16 protein-coding genes are annotated in these 15,257 nt (G+C 43.7%); 7 read left to right on the top strand and 9 right to left on the bottom strand.

All coding sequences use genetic code 11. The features are described 5' to 3' along the window. Positions 1-93: 93 nt before the first annotated feature. Positions 94-1,323 (top strand): type 2 lanthipeptide synthetase LanM, encoded by a 1,230-nt coding sequence (lanM, locus tag QUB61_RS26580; RefSeq protein WP_333133161.1) that lies wholly within the window; start codon positions 94-96, stop codon positions 1,321-1,323. Positions 1,324-1,931: 608 nt separating this feature from the next. Then, the gene (locus tag QUB61_RS26575) at positions 1,932-2,192 is read left to right on the top strand and encodes a hypothetical protein (RefSeq protein ID WP_333133160.1); all 261 of its coding nucleotides are present in this window, start codon (positions 1,932-1,934) and stop codon (positions 2,190-2,192) included. A gap of 86 nt (positions 2,193-2,278) precedes the next feature. Here the strand turns inward: QUB61_RS26575 and QUB61_RS26570 are convergent, their stop codons facing one another. After that, positions 2,279-2,653 carry a peptidylprolyl isomerase gene (locus tag QUB61_RS26570; RefSeq protein ID WP_333133158.1) on the bottom strand — a complete coding sequence of 125 codons (375 nt, stop codon included), beginning with the start codon at positions 2,651-2,653 and terminating at the stop codon, positions 2,279-2,281. Positions 2,654-3,177: 524 nt separating this feature from the next. Between QUB61_RS26570 and QUB61_RS40095 the strand changes: the two genes are divergently transcribed. After that, positions 3,178-3,333, top strand: a complete 156-nt coding sequence (locus QUB61_RS40095; protein WP_333312681.1) for a class IIb bacteriocin, lactobin A/cerein 7B family — start codon at positions 3,178-3,180, stop codon at positions 3,331-3,333. 100 nt (positions 3,334-3,433) lie between these two features. Here QUB61_RS40095 and QUB61_RS26565 read toward each other — a convergent pair whose 3' ends face one another. The 6 genes from QUB61_RS26565 to QUB61_RS26540 form a co-directional block, all read right to left on the bottom strand. Beyond that, entirely contained in the window at positions 3,434-4,189 is a 756-nt protein-coding gene (locus tag QUB61_RS26565; protein WP_333133157.1) for a peptidylprolyl isomerase, read from the bottom strand. 97 nt (positions 4,190-4,286) lie between these two features. Then, positions 4,287-5,858 carry an HlyD family efflux transporter periplasmic adaptor subunit gene (locus tag QUB61_RS26560; RefSeq protein WP_333133155.1) on the bottom strand — a complete coding sequence of 524 codons (1,572 nt, stop codon included), beginning with the start codon at positions 5,856-5,858 and terminating at the stop codon, positions 4,287-4,289. 189 nt (positions 5,859-6,047) lie between these two features. Beyond that, positions 6,048-8,801, bottom strand: a complete 2,754-nt coding sequence (locus QUB61_RS26555; protein WP_333133153.1) for a peptidase domain-containing ABC transporter — start codon at positions 8,799-8,801, stop codon at positions 6,048-6,050. A gap of 26 nt (positions 8,802-8,827) precedes the next feature. After that, a complete protein-coding gene (locus tag QUB61_RS26550; RefSeq protein WP_333133152.1) occupies positions 8,828-9,433 on the bottom strand; it encodes a helix-turn-helix domain-containing protein in 606 nt (201 codons plus the stop codon). Between the two features lie 66 nt (positions 9,434-9,499). Beyond that, positions 9,500-9,925: a beta-ketoacyl synthase N-terminal-like domain-containing protein gene (locus QUB61_RS26545; protein ID WP_333133162.1), complete on the bottom strand. Its 426-nt coding sequence runs from the start codon at positions 9,923-9,925 to the stop codon at positions 9,500-9,502. Between the two features lie 501 nt (positions 9,926-10,426). Continuing rightward, positions 10,427-10,681, bottom strand: coding sequence for a hypothetical protein (locus QUB61_RS26540; RefSeq protein WP_333133150.1), 255 nt, complete (start codon positions 10,679-10,681; stop codon positions 10,427-10,429). A 412-nt stretch (positions 10,682-11,093) separates the two neighbouring features. On the opposite strand from QUB61_RS26540, the gene QUB61_RS26535 reads away from it, so the two are divergent. The 3 genes from QUB61_RS26535 to QUB61_RS26525 all read left to right on the top strand — a co-directional run bounded on the left by QUB61_RS26535 (position 11,094) and on the right by QUB61_RS26525 (position 13,353). Then, positions 11,094-11,426, top strand: coding sequence for a Nif11-like leader peptide family natural product precursor (locus tag QUB61_RS26535; protein ID WP_333133148.1), 333 nt, complete (start codon positions 11,094-11,096; stop codon positions 11,424-11,426). Positions 11,427-11,905: 479 nt separating this feature from the next. After that, positions 11,906-13,174 (top strand): nif11-class peptide radical SAM maturase 3, encoded by a 1,269-nt coding sequence (locus tag QUB61_RS26530; RefSeq protein WP_333133146.1) that lies wholly within the window; start codon positions 11,906-11,908, stop codon positions 13,172-13,174. Positions 13,175-13,203: 29 nt separating this feature from the next. Beyond that, entirely contained in the window at positions 13,204-13,353 is a 150-nt protein-coding gene (locus QUB61_RS26525) for a hypothetical protein (protein ID WP_333133144.1), read from the top strand. Positions 13,354-13,592: 239 nt separating this feature from the next. On the opposite strand, the gene QUB61_RS26520 is transcribed toward QUB61_RS26525, so the two are convergent. Both QUB61_RS26520 and QUB61_RS26515 read right to left on the bottom strand, forming a co-directional pair. Further along, positions 13,593-14,033, bottom strand: coding sequence for a nitrogen fixation protein (locus QUB61_RS26520; protein WP_333133142.1), 441 nt, complete (start codon positions 14,031-14,033; stop codon positions 13,593-13,595). Between the two features lie 289 nt (positions 14,034-14,322). After that, positions 14,323-14,550: a hypothetical protein gene (locus QUB61_RS26515; protein WP_333133140.1), complete on the bottom strand. Its 228-nt coding sequence runs from the start codon at positions 14,548-14,550 to the stop codon at positions 14,323-14,325. A gap of 162 nt (positions 14,551-14,712) precedes the next feature. Between QUB61_RS26515 and QUB61_RS26510 the strand changes: the two genes are divergently transcribed. Further along, on the top strand, positions 14,713-14,925 hold the full coding sequence (locus QUB61_RS26510; protein ID WP_333133139.1) for a hypothetical protein: 213 nt from the start codon (positions 14,713-14,715) through the stop codon (positions 14,923-14,925). Positions 14,926-15,257 lie beyond the last annotated feature (332 nt).

Genomic DNA, 15,257 nt, shown 5'->3' with positions numbered 1-15,257 from the left:
CGTGATGCTATATCTGCCCATTCTTGTGGCTTTTTCATGCCTTCTCTTGTTCCTCAATCAAAGACCTGAATCCTTACTAATTTTTCCCAATTATTGCCTCTGACTTCTGAAGAATTACTGCAAGAAGCTCTAGAACTGGGGAATAGTCTTGTCGCTAATGCTATTTGGAATGCTGAGGGCTGTAACTGGATTACTTTAGAGTATATGTTCAAGGCGAACCGCTATCAACTTCAGCCGTTGGATGATTCTTTATATACAGGGCGTGCTGGAGTGAGCTTATTTCTAGCAGCCTTAGTAAAAATTACTGGCAAACGTGAATTTCAAGAGGTAGCTTTAGCTGCTTTATCCCCTTTCCGCCAGTCTCTGAAAAAAGCCGAAGTTCGCAAAGAACTGCTTCGGTCAGAACTCGGTTTATTAGGGCTAGGTGGTATCATCTATAGTCTGGTTAAGATTAGCCAGTTTTTGCAAGAGCCAACCCTTCTAGAAGATGCCAACCAAGCTGCAAGATTAATTACACCAGAAGCGATCGCTACGGATGAAAAGCTGGACATTATGTGGGGAGTAGCAGGCGTAATTCTAGGTTTATTACCCCTCTACTACCAGACAGGCTCTCAAGCAGTATTAGACCTAGCAATCACCTGTGGCAATCATCTATTATCAAAGCGAACTCATACCGTTCCCAGGGCTTGGATAACTTTAGAACAAGAAAGTAAAAAACCATTAACCGGCTTTTCTCACGGCGCATCAGGTATTTCTTTTTCCTTACTGCGACTATACTGGGCTACAGGAGACACAGCTTATTTAGCAGCTGCTAAAGAGGGGGTTGAGTATGAGCGGAGTGTTTTTGACCAATTAGTGCGAAACTGGCCAGATTTCCGTTTATCAGAACAGACGAATCAAATTAACTTCATACATGCTTGGTGTCACGGAAGTGTTGGAATTGGATTAGCCCGCTTAGGTGGTTTACCGATTATACATACCGAGGAAACTTACTCTGACATTGATATAGCTTTAGAAACTACCCAGAAGTATGGGGTACCCAGTAGAGATGTAGACCATCTTTGCTGTGGGCGGTTAGGCAGAACTGAACTGTTTGTTGTAGCATCCCAAAAACTTGGCAACCAGGAATGGCTAAAAACTGCTAGAAAACAAGCGACCTGGGTAGTGGAAAGAGCAAAAGAAAACAGAGAATATGCTCTTCTACCTCATCTACCTCACTCTTTTTTAAGCCCTAGCTTTTTCCGAGGAAGCGCGGGTGTGGGTTATCAATTGTTACGCTTAGCTTCTCCAGAATCCTTGCCTTCAGTCCTCATTTGGGAGTAAAAAGTTTTTTACTATAAGCAACTGATAATTAAAATATAAAATTCTAATTAATTAGCACAAGAGCCTTCTTGTGCTGATTTCTTGACTAAAATTTAATAATTTTAGGACGCACTTTATGCATTTCTGTCTCAATTACGTGATTGAGTAAAAAAGCTGTTGAACCTCAACCAGGCTGGTGCTGACTTGTTTAACGATCCAGAAATCTTCATAAAGGATCTGAACGAAGAGAGCGAGCAGGTAATTGGCGGTAATAGTATACCTATATATTTTCTGCAACCTACTTGCGTAAAAACTTATGGACATTGTCTCGATCGGACAGCGATAGGTGTAATTCATCGATAGGTGTAATTCATCCCCAATAATGAAGATTTCCGCCTAGGCTTTAGGGTAACCTTTATCACAACCAGCAGCTTACTTTTCTAGTATAGATTTGCTTGCTGTTTTCCTTGCTGCTAGAGCTTATAAGATAAAATTGTAACTCTTATTTCCTTTTAACCTTTCTATTTTTGTAGACAATCAGACTTTTTAAGGATTATAATTGAATTATTAATCAAGGCTAAGCTACTTGATTAATACTTAAGAACAAAAACTAATTGGAGTAGAATTAAATGGCTAACATCAATGTGAATTATCTGATAGACCTTAACCTCGCAGGGGCTGACTTGTTTAACGATCCAGAAAGCTTCATGAAGGATCTGAACGAGGAGAGCGAGCAGGTAATTGGCGGTGAGACAAAACCAGTTTGTGCACCGCCTACTTGTGTACAAAGTAAGACAGACTGTAATTATAATTCAAGGATTCGTGTAGAGCATTTTGCACAACCCGTACAGGCACTACAGGAATTGGGGACATTCATTTTACAGCCTTAAGGGGTTAAAAAAAAAGCCCCATGTTTTAGATAAATATGGGGCTTTATCTATAGGTTAATAAAAGGTTTAAAGGGAACTTTATATCTTTAGTAAATACCGATTCTAACCTCAGATAGCTCAATTTGCTGCTTCAGCCACCCAGCAAACAAATCAGACATAATTTGATAACGCAGCTTATTATCCAATTTGGATTGAACCAACTCCTCAAGCAAAATCAGGTGTACTCCTTTAGAAGTCACAATCGGTTTAAGAACCTGGGGAGGTTTAGCAGCAAAAACAGCAGCCGAAATCTCCGGTTTCAACTCCTTGCGCTGCACCATCCCCCGATATCCCCCTTTTCGGCGTAACTCTGTATCCTGAATATATTGATGAGCAACCTCATAGAAACTCATCTCTCCTTCCTGAATCCCATAGAAGAGTTCCATTGCCAGGTATTCATTATCCAAGACAACTTTATACATAATCACGCCGATATAATCCATCTGGTGATTAAAAACCAGGGTTCCACTTTATCCGCAAACAAATGTTGAGCCAACACCCCGTTGAACTTAGGCAACTGATACTTCCAAGCCTCTGAGGAGGATTTTGCTTTCCCCTTGTTTCCAGTCAGAGTCTGGAAACGAGAAAAGGGAATTTGACGTCCGGCAGGCCTTATTCTTCTCTTTCAACCCAAGATAAACCTTGGGTTGATTTGTTGTGATTCTTTTTGAGGGCAACTATGAAGGATGTAATGGAGATACAAAAAGGAATAAATGCTTTAATTTTTAATAAAAAATCATGTCTTTAAAGCCAAAATACTCTTTTAATTAATTGAAAATCGCAGTTGGGTTGAGCAAAAATAAAGAAAAAAGTGTAACTTTTATTGCCATACTTTAGTGACAAAAGCCTTGAAAAACTAGAGCAAATACCAGAAGATAGTAATGGGATGGGGCAATTCAAAGGCTAATCCCAACCGAAAAAACTTTACTTAGGAGTACATTTCCAAATGGCCAGTATTAAAATCTATGACCTGAATCATTCCGAAAGCTCTCTCTCTGAGCTAACAGAGGAGGAAATTATGTATGTGTCAGGAGGAAAATTTCCTTGGTTGGAACTGCTCAGTCTTGTAGGGTCAGCTATAGGATTCATTGCGGCTTTGTAGAAGACGAATGATCTAGTTTTTTAACTAACACAAAGGGCTGGCAACAAGGCCAGCCCTACTCCAGATTTAAGGATTGAAGGTTAGGCTTCAGGATGAAAACCTAGGGAGCTTGGCTACTTGCGTCGAGGTTAATAATAACTTCAACTCGCTCGATTGCTTGCTTAATCCATTCAGAAAACAAATCTGATATAATTTGATAATGCAGCTTATTATCTAATTTGGATTGAACCAACTCTTCAACCCAAATTAGGTGTATTCCCTTAGAAGTTATGATTGGTTTGAGAACCTGGGGTGGTGTAGCCGCAAAAACAGCAGCCGACATCTCCGGCTTCAACTCCTTGCGGCGCATTATCCCCCGATATCCCCCTTTTCGGCGTAACTCCGTATCCTGAATGTATTGATGAGCAACCTCATAGAAACTCATCTCACCTTCCTGAATCCCATAGAAGAGTTCTATTGCCAAGTCTTCATCATCCAGGACAACTTCATACATAACAACCCCAGCATAATCCAACTGGTGTTCAACAAAAAATGGTTCAACTTTGTCCGCAAATAGATGTTGAGCCAACTTCCCAGAGATGACGTTTTTGTAAATCACTTCTTCAAAATCATCTAAAGAAAGACCATGTTTTTGCAGCCATGCCCAGGTATCGTCAGCACTCTTAAGTTTGCTCATTAACCGGATGCTGTCTGCTGCTTTCTGAAGTTCTTCAGTCTCCACTTTAATGCCTGCCTCAGCTGCGGCAGACGTAATAACTTTGCGGGTAACAATCTCCTCAATGACAGAGGGAATTTTGCAAGATAGCTTGACTTGATGAAGAATATCATCGCTGGAAATAGTAATTGCTTGTGACATGATATAACTCCTAATTCTGTTAGTGACTGTCTATTTCAGCAAGCCCATATAGCTGGGCTAATTATCGTGTAACCACGAATCCATCCGTCTGAAAAATCTAGAGTTCCAAACCGCCTTTTTGCAACTTCTTGAACGGGTCAAGAATGAAGTCAATGATGCGACGCTGCCGGACAATTACCTCAGCCGTTGCTGTCTGTCCAGGGCTTAACGCAGTACAACCTTTTGAGGTTTTGATACAGGTCTGTTTTAGCTCAATTTCCAGGTCAAAAGTAGCGCTCGCACCCTGGTCAGTTTCCGTCACCTTAGACGTGGGTGAAATTTGGCTCAGCGTTCCTTCTACGACCCCGTAGTCTTGGAACGGATAAGCATCAAACTTCATCTTGACAGCCATCCCCTTACGGAGAGTCCCACTTTCAGAAGTAGCCATCTGTGCCCGGAGTATGAGGGAAGCATTCTTTGGTGCAATCTCAGCGATTAACGTAGTTGGTTGTACTACAGCCCCAGTCCGTTGGATAGGTAACTGAAAAATCGTGCCACTCACTGGGGCACGTAACACTCGTTGCCCTAACTGAAATTCCCAAGATTGAATCTGACTTTTGCTCTGGGAACTTTCTGCTTTGAGGGTGGTAATTTGTGTTTGCAGTTCTTTGAGCTGTTCTTCACTTTTAAGCACAGCTATTTCCCCAGAATAAATCAAGCTCTGATAGCTTTTTTGCTGCTCTTGTAGGCGGAGTTTGGCTTGCTCGATATCGGACTGAGCTTGATGAATAATCTTCTGATAGCTGCTTTGTTGCTCTTCCTTCCTCAGCTTGGCTTGCTTGACATCCGACTGAGCTTGCTCCTGCAACCGTTGCTTTTCTTCAGCCAAATCTTCCTGTTCAACAACCTTAATTTCTGCAACAACATCCTGCTCCCGAAGTTGGCGGTAGCGTTGGACTTCTCTTTGTGCCTTAGTCAAACGAATGTCTGCTAATTTTGAGGCAGTCTGGCTATACTCAAGGTTTTGCCGTGCCTGATCGACTTGAGCAAGTTTTTCCTCTTTTTGTAAGTTGTAGTTATTCCTGAGAGACTCAAAGTTCTGCCGTGCCTGCTCCACTTGAGCCTGTTTTTCCAATTCTTGAGCCTTGTTCTGTTGCTGTTGGGCACGGACTCCCAGGAGCAATTGGTTTTTCATCAACTCCAACTGCGCTAGTCGATTTTGTTGACCTTCCAATTTCGTCTGAGCTTGCTGGAGTTCGCTCTTAATTTCCTCTGATTCGAGTTCCAGTAAAGGCTGTTTGTCGTTTACCAATTGACCTTCCTTGACTAAAACCTTAGCGACTGTCCCAGCGACTGGTGCATCGACTTTGAAAACTTTACCCTGAGGTTCAAGTCGCCCTCTGGCACTACCTGTCTCATCAACTTTGGATAGCATTGCCCAAGGTAACACGATACCAGCAAACACCACTAAGAAATACAGCAAGCCCCGCGTCCAAACTCGCGGTAAGGTATCAATCAGTTCCTTGGTTAAGGAAGACCAATCATCACTAAGAGATTCAGATGAGTTTGCCTGAGTTGGCAGTGTTGTCGTATCAGAGCGGTTAGAGGTTAGAAGCTGTTCAGACTGCTCTTTATCACTACGAGAGTGACCGTTCTGACTCCCCGGTTCCTGTGTAGATATGTTTGGCATAGGTTATTGATGGTTGTGAGCTTGTTCATTAGACTTATTGCAAACATTCAGTTTCTTTTTATTAGAACCACAGATGCACACAGATAAACACAGATGATTTAGATGATTTTGGATTTATCTAGTGGCTTTGGCAAGAGGTCTATTGCTAATTGCTTTTCTCCCATTAGCCCTTAGCTATTAGCATTTGATTCAACCTGTCATGGTAAGTTGTTGCTGGTTGAGGTAGAAGTAGTGGCCCCGTTTTGCCATTAATTCATCATGGGTTCCACTTTCTATCAAGATGCCTTTGTCTAGCACCAGAATTCTGTCAGCATTACGTACAGTTGAGAGGCGATGAGCAATCACCAGCGTTGTCCTGTCAGTGAGAATTGTGTTGAGGTTTGTTTGAATAATCCGTTCAGATTCAGCGTCAAGACTGCTGGTGGCTTCATCTAAAATCAACAGTCGGGGATTGCCTAATAAAGCGCGGGCAATAGCAAGGCGCTGTCGTTGTCCACCAGACAGCATTCCTCCTCCCTCACCGATTTGCGTTTCATAGCCCATCGGCAGTTCCTTAATAAACTGATGTGCTCCTGCCTGTTTAGCTGCCTCAATCACGTCTTCCAGCGTGGCTTCTGGATGACCTACGGTAATGTTCTCGCGAATCGTACCGCCAAACAAAAAGGTATCTTGGTCAACTACACCAATTTGCTGCCTAAGCGATCGCAGCGATAAACTGGTGACATCGTAGCCATCAATGAGAATTTTTCCTTCAGTGGGAGGATAGAGTCCCAAAACCAGCTTGGAAATTGTCGTCTTTCCAGAACCACTACGCCCAACAAGCGCTACCATTTGCCCTGGCTGCACTTCAAAACTGACATTTTCCAGCGTATTGACATCACTTTCTGGGTGGTAACGGAAAGTGACTTGCTCGAAACGAATGTGTCCGCGAATCGGTGGTAGGAATTGACGAGACTGGTGTTGTAAATCTTCCTCTGGTTCAGCGTCAATCACATCATTAATTCGCTCAACGGCAATAATCACTTCCTGCAAGTCATTCCACAACATAATTAGCCGCTGGAAGGGACGAATGACAGTACCCAGCAACATATTAAAAGCGACTAATTGCCCAATCGTGAGTTCATTTTGAATTACCAGCCACGCTCCAAACCACAGTAATGCTGTAGTTACTACCGTTTCAATCGTTGAGCTAAAAATCTGGAGCGTATTGCCAATCACCTGCCCGGAAAAGGACTTTTTAACCGACTTGCCAAACAGTTCCTCCCAATGCCAGCGTACCGTCTGCTCAACCGCCATAGATTTGACTGTCCGGATGCCAGTTAGGGATTGGATTAAGTACCCAGTTTCTTCGGTATAAGCACTAAAAATCTCACGCGAAACACGCTGCAAAAAAGGTGTAGCAATTAACGCCAGTAATACAAAAGGTGGCACAATCACCAACGTCAGCAGTGCCATCTTCCAGCTATACCAGAACATCAATCCTACGTAGATGAATACTGTCAGTAAGTCAAGAACAATTGACAGTGCTTCACCCGTGAGAAATCGCTGAATCTTACGATTTTCTTGGATGCGGGAAATGATATCTCCGACGTAACGGGACTCGAAGAAGCTCAAGGGGAGCCGGAAGGTATGGCTAATAAAACCGACAATCAGCGCTAGATCGACTCGGTTAGCTGTGTGATCCAGAAGGTACTGCCGCAGTCCAGTTAGGGCGACTCGGAACAAACCAAAGATGAGTAACCCTAACCCTACGGCTGTTAAAGTCAGATTGCTGCGCTGTACTACCACACGATCCAACAGCAACTGAGTAAACAGCGGTGTTATCAGTCCAAAAATCTGGATCAGGAGTGAAGCAATTAACACTTCCAGCAAGACGAGCTGGTGGGGTTTCACCAGTTCAAAGAATTGCCAGAAGGGGGTGCTAGCCTCCTTAGCGTCCTTGAGCAGGGCTGTGGGCTGAAGTAACAACGTATAGCCAGTCCAACCCGCTTTAAATTGTGCATGAGTCAGGGTACGCTGACCGATGGCAGGGTCGGCAACGATAACGCGATCGCGTGTTACCTCATAGACTACGATGTAGTGCTTCCCTTCCCAATGGATAATAGCAGGCAGGCTTTGTTCTGCAAGTTTGTTGAGGCTTGCTTTCACAGGACGGGTTGTAAACCCAATGCTTTCTGCTGCTGCTGCTAGTCCTCGCAGGGATGCACCATTGCGGTCAACATTGGCAATGTCCCGCAGGCGATTGACACTAAAACGCTTACCCCAGTAACGACCAACCATCACCAGGCAAGCTGCACCGCAGTCAGATGCACTTTGCTGGGCAAAGAACGGATAGCGCCGGGTAACTCGCAGCCACCACTGACCCACTTTTACTGTAGGTTTTGGGAAGTAAGCCCTACTAATCTTTGACTGGGGTTTTCGCTCAACAGGGAATTGAGAAAACACAACAGCCTCAGACTTACTGGCAGATGCTGTAACGGCTTGGTTGTCAGTAGATTGGGTTGCGTTTGTACCCGTCAGCAGTGAATCTTGGAGTAATGCACAGGAGTGAAGATGCTCTGCTATGGAGGGATACTTGCGGATTAGCGATCGTAAAACATCACCGGGAATATAGCAGAGTTTCAAAATTAGTGAAGCTCTGGCAGCGTAAGGCTGGAATTGCTCCTCTGGAAACAGAGTTAGTTCACCAAATGAAGCCCCTGCCCCTACTGAAGCGATTAAGTTATCAGTACTATCGAGCAGCCTGACTTTACCTGCCAGGATTATATAAATTCCCACCGCCGCGTCTGCTGTCTGCCAGAACCGTTTGCCTGCCGTTGGCTCTAGAATTTCAATGTCCTTGAAGCAGTTTGAGAGTTCCGGTTCTGAAAGAGTTTGTCCCAAGGTTTGGGCGAGCTGTTGACCTAGCTGTTGCTTTGAAAAGGCTGATGAATTCTGAACCATGACTTGCTGGAAGCTTAACGACAGAACTAGTTACTGGTCTTGATAAAATTTAGTGACCACGGGAGTTCGGACTCGGAGGACGATTGCAGGTCACCAATTGTGATGCGGGAACCTTTAGTGGTTTCCAAATCTGTTAGTTCTGCTGCTGAATCGGATTGGGGTCGAGTGGAAAGCCCCATCTTTTTAAGCAAAAGGTTAACGTTGCGATCGCTAATCTCAATGCCCAGTTCTTTCGCCAGGTGCTTACTTAACCATTGCCCTGTCCAGCGCCCAAATGGATATCCATAATCACGAGGACTATGGCTCACCAGTTCTTTCAACCGCTCTAAATACTGGTCATTCACTGCCTTAGGGCGACCGATGGGACAATCCTGCCATTGGTGTGCCATTCCAGCACGAGCTACGTGCATCCAATGCCGTGTGGTTGCTGCACAACACCCCAAGGTTTGACAAATTTCGGCTTGAGATTTTCCTTCATCTGCCAGCAACATGATTTCAATACGCTGGCGGTATGGCTCAGGTAAATCCTCTTGCAGACTTTTTTGCAGCAATTTGCGCTGAAACGGGGTTAAAAACTTACCTGTAGGAGTGTCTGGGTTCTTGGTGTCAGGTTTGCCTTGGTAGTGCGACATATTGGACTGATTCCTAAGACGAAACTGTCTGTAGTTGTTTGAGGGTTATTTCTTGGCGTCTGTCTGTTAATCACCTGACGGGGTGACAAACTCGTCAAAAGCCCTACCTGTTGCGGATTTCGGCAAGTAGTTTTTGGATTGATTTATATGGTCAATCTTGGGTAATAGGACTAGAATTTTGTCAAGATATGATTGCGGAATTAATGAGAATTCCGGCGCTTGCCCAGCGTTTTCGAGTGTTTCCCAAGCCACCTCCAGCAGCAGCCGTTGCTGGGGATCGATGCACTCCGCCTCTCGTGGAGCAATCCCGAAAAAGTGGGGATCGAATTGGTCTACTCGATCGAGGAATCCGCCCCAGCGGGTATTCATTTTCCCCGGAGTTACTGGTTCTGAATTATATAGAGCGTTGATATCCCAACGAGCCGCAGGCACTTCAGTGACAGGGCTAAGCCTTTCAAATAATTGGCAACGTTGTGGGAACTTAAAAGAAATGCCATAATTTAAGGATCTACAAAGAATTTATCGCAACTGGGAATTGTTGTGGTTTTTAACATCTTAGACAATTAAAGTAATTTTGTATCCTAGCTTGAGGTTATTTTCTAGCTAAAACATTCAAAATTATGTCTGCAAATTTATGCAAATTGTTCTAGAGCCGATTTCAGGGTGCAAGAAATTATCAAATATTGAAGCTAGCAATAGCGAGCGCATTTGAGCAAGTAGATGAGCAATACCTTTGGAATTGGTTTACTGACTGCTGTTATAACACCTCATTTATATGAGAGAAGTTCTCTATAGGAGAAAGATTATATGTAAAATCATGCTTCCCGCTCCCAAAACACAACACACTCCAAAGAATTTTTACCCACCAGCCACCTAAGACATAAGCAACCAAAGTACGGACGATCGTTCAAAAGTTTGAAAAGCGATCTCCCTTTTTCCGCACGCTATATATAGCGTGCCTGTGTAAGTCCTGTGAGAGAGCAATTGTTGGAACTAGCTTTCCAACAACTTTTCCCCACTGCTATAAGATGAGGTTAAGGGTTTCATTAATTTTCCAATGGGAAATATTATTCCGAAGGAAATTATTCTTCCGAAGGGAAGTATTTTACCACCCTTGACTGCGGCTGCTTGCTCGTCAGACAATAACTCTTCTGCTTGGTTGCGTCGTGCTTCTGCATTAACCACAGCTTCAGCAATCAAATCGTTAATTTCAAGTTGGCTTGGTTTTTTTCTTGAGTTAGCGTCCATTCTTACTTTTCTCCACTTTAATTGTGTTTGAACGTTTTTAAGCTAGGTATGGCTTACTGACAAATTTGAGTTTAACTTAATCTAACTAATAATTCCAAGTATTTTTAGGGCTTTTTTGAGATAAAAACAAGCTAATTATGTCTCAACAAGAAAGATTTGTTAAATAAAGTAGTTATACTTTTGTTAACTAATTGCGGATCTTCTGCCATAAAACTATTAAATCTATACAAAACTTTTGAATATCCCAGAAAATACAATTTTAAAAGAAGACATAATTAAAGTATTTAAGTCTGATTTTTTGTTTCAGCACATTGACTTATTTTTCCAACTCTTGGCAAACTATAGTCAGAACCGCTGAATGTTCTGTTTTCGGCTTTCTTCTGCTTTTTAGTTTGATTCAACGGAGGAATATATGTCTGTAAATTTGTTTGAAAGACTGAAAGAATTTTTGGTAAGGTTGGTTAAAGATCAATCCTTCCGCACTCAACTTGATAACGGCACAGTTGAGGAACGTCAGCAAATATTAAAATCGGCTGGCTACCTTTTTTCAAAAGAAGAATTTGAAACTGCCGCTCTCCATGTATTAGAGTCAAAAGAGCGGGGCGAATTCACTGAACTCACTGAAGAGGAATTAGCTGGAGTCCTCGGGGGATTTGTTGGCGCAAAAGCTCTAATTCCTCAATTAACCATAGACAGCGCGATCTCGCAAGCGCCATACGGAACAATTACCGCAAGCAACGAATAATTACATTTTCCATTTGCCACTTTGAGAATGGCAAGTGCGATCGCTATATTTTAAGAAAGTATTTGTTGCCACACCTAAGTTTATTCCTCAAGCGGCGAAGATTTAAACTAGGAGTTTACTAATGATAAATTTACTTTCTTTCACTCTAACAGATTCAACCATTTAAATTAAGAGGACATTACGCCTGGCTAGCATCACTATATCTGACGTGAGGCCGGCTGGTTCTGAATTGTTTCAAGGAGTGAGAGCTTCCTGGCACACCTAACGGATTACAAGCAATTGTATACCGCAGGTGGTTTTATTAGCATTAGTGGCATTAGCGTCGTCAACGTTCCCCGCTCTGAAAATATTTACTCCGTCTCTATTTCTTTTGTGTTCTGAGGCAAAATAAAAATGGAGACCTAAGGTTTTGAGTCTGTCTTCTACAGGGTAAGAAATTAACTTAACCCTTTATATCAAAAAAAAAACTAAAGGTTTTTATGACATACCGTCGCACGAGTTACGCTGTTTGGGAAATTACTCTAAAGTGCAATTTGGCTTGTAATCACTGCGGTTCGCGAGCCGGACAGGCACGCACCACAGAGCTTACTACAGAAGAGGTCTTTGACCTCGTTCGGCAGATGGCAGAAGTCGGCATTAAAGAAGTTACATTGATTGGTGGCGAAGCATTTATGCGTCCAGATTGGCTGCAAATTGCTGAAGCGATTAATCAAGCGGGGATGCTTTGCAGTATGACGACTGGAGGTTATGGCATCTCGCTAGAAACAGTACGTCGAATGAAAGAAGCAGGCATTGCAACCGTCTCGGTTTCCATTGATGGCAAGGAGGAAACGCACGATCGCTTGCGCGGACGGCAAGGCTCTTGGAAATATGCGTTTAAAACAATGAGCCATCTCAAAGAAGCCGGCATAAAATTCGGTTGTAACACCCAAATTAACCGCCTGTCAGCACCAGAATTTCCTTGCATCTACGAACATATTCGCGACGCCGGGGCGATTGCTTGGCAAATTCAACTAACCGTGCCGATGGGTAATGCGGCAGACAACGCCCATATTCTCCTGCAACCCTGCGAACTACTGGATATTTATCCCATGCTAGCCCGCGTAGCTCGTCGGGCAAAGCGCGAGGGTGTTCAAATCCAACCAGGTAATAACATCGGTTATTATGGCCCTGACGAACGGTTGTTGCGGGGACGCGGTGGCGAAAACGAGTGGGCATTTTGGCAAGGCTGTTCTGCGGGGCTTTCTACTTTAGGAATTGAGGCAGATGGTGCGATTAAAGGCTGTCCCTCTTTACCCACATCAGCTTATACTGGTGGCAATATCAGAGATCATTCACTCCGTAAAATTGTTGAAGAAACGGACGAGTTGCGTTTCAATTTAGGAGCGGGAACGCCTCAAGGAACAGCGCACTTATGGGGCTTTTGTAAAACCTGTGAGTTTGCCGAGCTTTGCCGAGGGGGCTGTACTTGGACTGCCCATGTTTTCTTTAACCGTCGCGGAAATAATCCTTACTGCCACCATCGGGCGATCGTACAAGCAGGAGAGGGAATTCGGGAGCGCGTTTCTCCTAAAGTTGCCGCGCCAGGCCTGCCGTTTGATAATGGTGAATTTGAACTAATTGAAGAGGCTCTTGATGCTCCTTGGGTGGAAAATGACCCGCTTCATTTTACAAGCGATCGCATTCAATGGCCGGCAACTTGGTCGGATGAACTGGAACCTTCCGAATCCCCATTAGTTGGAGTTTAATCAGTTGCAGTTGTAAGGATGTATAAGTTATGACTGAAAATCTCAATTCCTTCAATGATAATTCTCCAACTACTATCCTTCCTCGCAGCGCATGGAGCAGCGAGTTAGCCTTTTTAAAAGCCATGTTGAAAGCCAAACAAGCCTTAGATAAAAAACACAAAGCTTTTGGCACAAACTAAATTCTTAGGTTTACAGATTAGCTAGGCTTTCTAAATTAGACCTCTTGCAAAAGTCAAAAATTCACCCCCCTCAGTCCCCCCTTGCTAAGGGGGGAAGCAAGAAAAATTAGGCTCCCGAACCGCGACTTCGGGGAGGGTTAGGGAGGGGTATCAGCATTTTTGCAACAGGTCTATTGAGTATAGTAAAAGCCCTCTAATTAATCATCAGAGGGCTTTTACTATGCAGTTGATTGAATTGATTAAACAGCCTTAGGTGTCGCTATCTCAAGTAATTGTTCAGATTGAATGTAGTTATCTGTGATAATTTGCGGACAGCGCATACAGGCTGCTTTACCTTCTTGCTGCCACCACCGACACTCGCGACGAATAGGGCAAGGTGGTAAATTCTCCGACACCGCAGCCATTTGGTTTGCAACTCGCGTTGCCAGACCACAATTTGCGCCATCAAAATGCTGGCAACCTGTCTTCGCACATCGAGCCGCAATCCGAAACACTTCTGTTGGCGTAACTGACCCGCTCAAAGCAATGAGTTCGTCAGTTAGAGGCTGAACTTGTTTAAGATAAGCGACTTGAGGGTTTTCTACTGTGCCAGCAATTACCCCAAATACTGCACTATTCCCGACTTCAGCTCGCGCACTGGGGCAAAGGGTTGTAGAACTATTAACATCGATTTCTTCCATTAGACCTCTCCGAAAATTCTCAAGCTTTTCATGTAATACCAATTTTTTATGAGGCTGCATATAATCCGATCCCCCCTAGCCCCCCTTAATAAGGGGGGGACAAGATCCCGATCAAAGTCCCCCGACTATCAGGGGGATGCGAGGGGGATCGAGATATGTGCAACTTCACATTAAATTGGTATAAGCAGTTTCTAGCAATTTAAGACGGAATGCTAAATCACCACAAACTAACCAAGTTATAAGGCTTTAAAGAGTAGTTGATAAAAATCCGTCTATTCAATCAACTATTTTAATTGATTTGTTTTTTCACAAGCATCGACTGCTGCAAAAACTCTTGAATTCGCCATTTATTCAAAAATTCGCCAGCAGTTTTTCCATCAGAGGCATAACCTTCCTGCTTCACCAGGTATTTATGACCGCTAGAGAGAGTTCCTAACAAATTAAAATTTTTAGCGGGAATTGAATCAATCTGAACCAGGTCTTGGTCTGCATCAGTACACAGAGCTAAGCCTTTCAAATAATTGGCAAGATTGTGAGAACTTTAAAGCAGTGCCATAATTCAAGGATCTACAAAGAATTTATCACAACTGGGAATTGTTGTGGTTTTTAACATCTTAGACAATTAGAGTAATTTTGTATCCTAGATTGAGGTTATTTTCTAGCTAAAATATTCAAAATTATGTCTGCAAATTTATGCAAATTGTTCGAGAGCCGATCGCGCCCAGAACCAGTAAGAGTGATCGAGCTAGCCAATAGTGAGAGCCGATCGACTCAACCAGTAAGAGCGATCGAGCTAGCCAATAACCAGAGCCCGCGCTCGAGAACCTCGCGGGCGATCGCAGCCCGGTTGTGGGACAATGCAATAGCAAAAGCAACCAGCCAGCTCTTCTGAAACTGCCTGTAAGGTCTAGCGTTCCACTTTTGGAGAAATGGACTGAGAAGCTCACCTGCTGTAACTTCAACTCAAGCAGTTATGTCTCAAGAGTTAGACACCAGCTCCACTTTCAGCCGCAGCCCAGGCGCAAGCAACAGATGCAGTGCTAACCCCTTGCTCAGAGACAATGTTGCATCCCCAACTCAGAGCGACCCGCATAATTGCCGACAAGCGGTCTCAATAAGTTAGTAGCACGCTTTCTAAAGTTCTCTCACAGCCTCTATGCTCAAGCCATTTGCACCCTTCCTCAACTGCCGCTCAGCAAGATCTCCAGCCTCGTACTGGCGAAC

The organism is Microcoleus sp. C2D2, assembly GCF_036702495.1.
Lineage (GTDB): Bacteria > Cyanobacteriota > Cyanobacteriia > Cyanobacteriales > Microcoleaceae > Microcoleus.
This window is presented reverse-complemented; position numbering and strand designations above follow the sequence as displayed.

What these genes read in the sequence shown, in the direction of transcription:
- QUB61_RS26575 (WP_333133160.1), top strand. Translation starts at nt 1,932, where the DNA reads ATGGCTAACATCAATGTGAATTATCTGATAGACCTTAACCTCGCAGGG.
- QUB61_RS26570 (WP_333133158.1), bottom strand. Translation starts at nt 2,653, where the DNA reads ATGTATAAAGTTGTCTTGGATAATGAATACCTGGCAATGGAACTCTTC.
- QUB61_RS40095 (WP_333312681.1), top strand. Translation starts at nt 3,178, where the DNA reads ATGGCCAGTATTAAAATCTATGACCTGAATCATTCCGAAAGCTCTCTC.
- QUB61_RS26565 (WP_333133157.1), bottom strand. Translation starts at nt 4,189, where the DNA reads ATGTCACAAGCAATTACTATTTCCAGCGATGATATTCTTCATCAAGTC.
- QUB61_RS26560 (WP_333133155.1), bottom strand. Translation starts at nt 5,858, where the DNA reads ATGCCAAACATATCTACACAGGAACCGGGGAGTCAGAACGGTCACTCT.
- QUB61_RS26555 (WP_333133153.1), bottom strand. Translation starts at nt 8,801, where the DNA reads ATGGTTCAGAATTCATCAGCCTTTTCAAAGCAACAGCTAGGTCAACAG.
- QUB61_RS26550 (WP_333133152.1), bottom strand. Translation starts at nt 9,433, where the DNA reads ATGTCGCACTACCAAGGCAAACCTGACACCAAGAACCCAGACACTCCT.
- QUB61_RS26540 (WP_333133150.1), bottom strand. Translation starts at nt 10,681, where the DNA reads ATGGACGCTAACTCAAGAAAAAAACCAAGCCAACTTGAAATTAACGAT.
- QUB61_RS26535 (WP_333133148.1), top strand. Translation starts at nt 11,094, where the DNA reads ATGTCTGTAAATTTGTTTGAAAGACTGAAAGAATTTTTGGTAAGGTTG.
- QUB61_RS26530 (WP_333133146.1), top strand. Translation starts at nt 11,906, where the DNA reads ATGACATACCGTCGCACGAGTTACGCTGTTTGGGAAATTACTCTAAAG.
- QUB61_RS26525 (WP_333133144.1), top strand. Translation starts at nt 13,204, where the DNA reads ATGACTGAAAATCTCAATTCCTTCAATGATAATTCTCCAACTACTATC.
- QUB61_RS26520 (WP_333133142.1), bottom strand. Translation starts at nt 14,033, where the DNA reads ATGGAAGAAATCGATGTTAATAGTTCTACAACCCTTTGCCCCAGTGCG.
- QUB61_RS26510 (WP_333133139.1), top strand. Translation starts at nt 14,713, where the DNA reads ATGTCTGCAAATTTATGCAAATTGTTCGAGAGCCGATCGCGCCCAGAA.